Origin of the sequence: Lachnospira sp. (assembly GCF_016290755.1) — a bacterium.
GTDB lineage: Bacteria > Bacillota > Clostridia > Lachnospirales > Lachnospiraceae > Lachnospira > Lachnospira multipara.
This window is the reverse complement of record NZ_JAEEVD010000101.1, coordinates 1-2,849: the sequence shown is the minus strand read 5'-3', so window position 1 is coordinate 2,849 and position 2,849 is coordinate 1. Positions and strand designations below refer to the sequence as shown.

4 protein-coding genes are annotated in these 2,849 nt (G+C 31.1%); all 4 read left to right on the top strand.

Annotation, left to right across the window (positions count from 1 at the left end; all coding sequences use genetic code 11):
• Positions 1-14: 14 nt before the first annotated feature.
• Complete coding sequence (locus QVA17_RS12435) at positions 15-599, top strand: ATP-binding cassette domain-containing protein (RefSeq protein WP_287389322.1); 585 nt, start codon at positions 15-17, stop codon at positions 597-599.
• Between the two features lie 10 nt (positions 600-609).
• Positions 610-1,161 (top strand): hypothetical protein, encoded by a 552-nt coding sequence (locus QVA17_RS12430; protein WP_287389321.1) that lies wholly within the window; start codon positions 610-612, stop codon positions 1,159-1,161.
• A gap of 192 nt (positions 1,162-1,353) precedes the next feature.
• Positions 1,354-1,824, top strand: a complete 471-nt coding sequence (locus QVA17_RS12425; protein ID WP_287389319.1) for a GtrA family protein — start codon at positions 1,354-1,356, stop codon at positions 1,822-1,824.
• Between the two features lie 28 nt (positions 1,825-1,852).
• Positions 1,853-2,849: glycosyltransferase family 4 protein (locus tag QVA17_RS12420; protein WP_287389317.1), on the top strand; the 997-nt coding region annotated here is incomplete at its 3' end.

The following is a 2,849-nucleotide window of genomic DNA, read 5'->3' as shown; positions in this document are numbered from 1 at the left end:
TAAATAATAATGAGATATTAAAAAATATAAGCATGAGTATGGAATCGGGTAATGTTTATGGGTTTGTAGGAATTAATGGTTCTGGAAAAACAATGCTTATGAGAGCTATTTCTGGATTAATATTACCAACGTTTGGAGAGATAACTATAGATAATGAGATTCTGGGTAAAGACATTGATTTTCCTAGAAGTATTGGAGTTTTAATAGAAAACCCAGGTCTTATAAATTATTATAATGCCTTTGAAAACATATATGAAATAACATCAATAAAAAGAATAGTGGATAAAAATAGAATTAATGAAGTTCTTTGTGAAGTTGGACTAGATCCTAATGATAAGAAGAAAGTAAAGAAATTTTCATTAGGAATGAAACAGAAATTGGGGATAGCATTAGCTTTTGTAGAAAATCCTGATTTGATTATATTGGATGAACCATATAATGCGTTAGATTCTAAATCGAGAGAAAAACTCACAAAAATGATTTTAGATGCTAAAAACAGAGGAGCACTTGTAATACTTAGTTGTCATGATCAAAACATTATTAACAATGTGGCTGATCATATAATAGAAATTGAAAATGGTGAAATAATAAATTGTTAGAGGGGTATTTATGAAAGGTAATAAAGTTAAAATAATAGCTTTTATTGTTATTGTAGCGATATTGGTTTTATGGGGAATTCGTGTTGGCTATCTTGCCAGAAAATACCCTTCAGCTAAGGTGGTAGATGTTTCTATAGAAGATGAACTGGTTTATAAAGATATAGGTTATAAAGTAAAGAATGTGAGAATACTATCATCGAAAGATATAGAAGAATTAATAGAAGAATACAATCTAGATGAATCTAATTATGAAGAAAAAGGAATATTAGTAGATTTAGATGTTATAAATTATTCGGATGAGATATTTACGGTAAGCCCTGCAAACTATTTGATTGGATTTAACGTATTCGGAGGCTCTATGAATTTATATGATTATTTTCTATTAAATGAAGAATTTACAAATTCATCAAGTAAAATAGTGCCAGGAGATACTGCAAATGTAAAAATGCTATTTAGGTATAGTGAAGTACTGTTAGGTAATAAGTTTAGTAAATTCGAAGATATGGATTGGAAACTTATATTTAGTTTTTACCCTATAAAGTATAGAATAAAGTTGGTTTAACTAAGAATTAGAGGATATGATACCATATTAACTTTAGCAAAGAAAGTAAGTAGCCTTGGCTATGGCTATAGTGCCCGAATAATTGACTTATATTCTATAAATGGTAAAATAAATTCGTCTGCTATTTTGTAGGCGAATTTATTTGTTTATATGAATAGAAAGGGGTTAAGCTAGGCTTAACTTAAGTGAATTATGGCAAAGAAAGATAAGGACATTTTTGATAGAATAATGTCAGCAAAGATTTGGGGACCACTTGGCCCATTTTACTTTAAGAATAAGGAAGTTTTACTTTATTTATTATTTGGAGGACTTACAACCGTTGTAAGTATTGCAAGTTATTATGTTGCTTATAAGATTTGCGGGATTAATGTTTTAATAGCGAATATAATTTCATGGGTGTTTGCAGTTACATTTGCATATATCACTAATAAAATATGGGTATTTGATTCGGAAACTAAGAATTCTAAGGAAGTCTTAGGAGAGATTTTTAAGTTTTATACAGGAAGATTGGCAACTCTTGTAGTTGAGGAAGCTATAATTTTAGTCTTTGATACATTGCTTCACTTTAATTCAATGCTTGTAAAACTTGTAGCACAGATTATTGTTATCGTTTTGAATTATATTGTTAGTAAGTTGTTTGTGTTTAAGAAAAAGGAAGCTTAAGATTTAGCTTTATCCGGGAGGATTATTTATGAAGATAGCAGTAGATGCTAGAACATTAGGGTCGAGACCTAGCGGGGTTGGAATGTATCTTAATGATTTTTTATTGGAACTTATGAAATACCCAGAATTTGAGTGGGTATTATTAACTGATGTGGCGGAAAGCGACAATATAAAGCATTTTGAAGAGCAGGGAATCCCCGTATTAAAGATGGGTAAATCTACTTATAAAAGTGCAGGTGTCTATGCATATTTTAATTGGATAAAAAAGACATTAAATGAAGTTAAGCCAGATATTTTTTGGGAAGTTAATACTAATATTCCAATCCGTCCAAAGGGAAACTTTAAGGTAATGATTACTATTCATGATATGTTCCCTATTGATTATGTGGAGTACTTTGGAAGGGTTTATAACCTTTACTTTAAGCATTATTTAAAGAAAACTTTGAAATTTACGGACATGATTTTGTATAACTCAGAGCAGACAAGAAAGACTACTGAGAAGAATTTCCCAGAGGCTAGAAAGATTGCTTGTTGTAATGGTTATATAATTTCTAATCCGTTAAAGAAGAAACCAGTTATAAAGGATGAGGGATATTTCCTTTATGTTGGTAATATGGAGAAACGAAAGGGCGTAGACCTTCTACTTAAGAGCTATGTAAGATACAGAGAAAAGGGCGGTAAGAAACCTCTTATTCTTGCAGGAAAGATGCAGGAGGCAGATATTAACGACCTTCTTAATGAGTGTATGAGTAAGGTGGATGGAATAACTTACCTTAACTATGTAAAGCCAGCTAAGAAAGAGGAATTGTATAGCAAATGTAGTTGTTACCTTTTCCCATCTAAGGCCGAGGGCTTTGGTATGCCAGTACTTGAATTAATGAAGTTTAACAAGCCTATTATTGTAAGTAATCTTAGTATTTTTGATGAAATCGTGGGAGATTGCGTTAATAGATTTGATATACATACTAGCGAGCAGGGCCAGATTGAGAACCTTTCAGAGGCTATGTGTGACTACAATATGATAG

What these genes read in the sequence shown, in the direction of transcription:
- QVA17_RS12430 (WP_287389321.1), top strand. Translation starts at nt 610, where the DNA reads ATGAAAGGTAATAAAGTTAAAATAATAGCTTTTATTGTTATTGTAGCG.
- QVA17_RS12425 (WP_287389319.1), top strand. Translation starts at nt 1,354, where the DNA reads ATGGCAAAGAAAGATAAGGACATTTTTGATAGAATAATGTCAGCAAAG.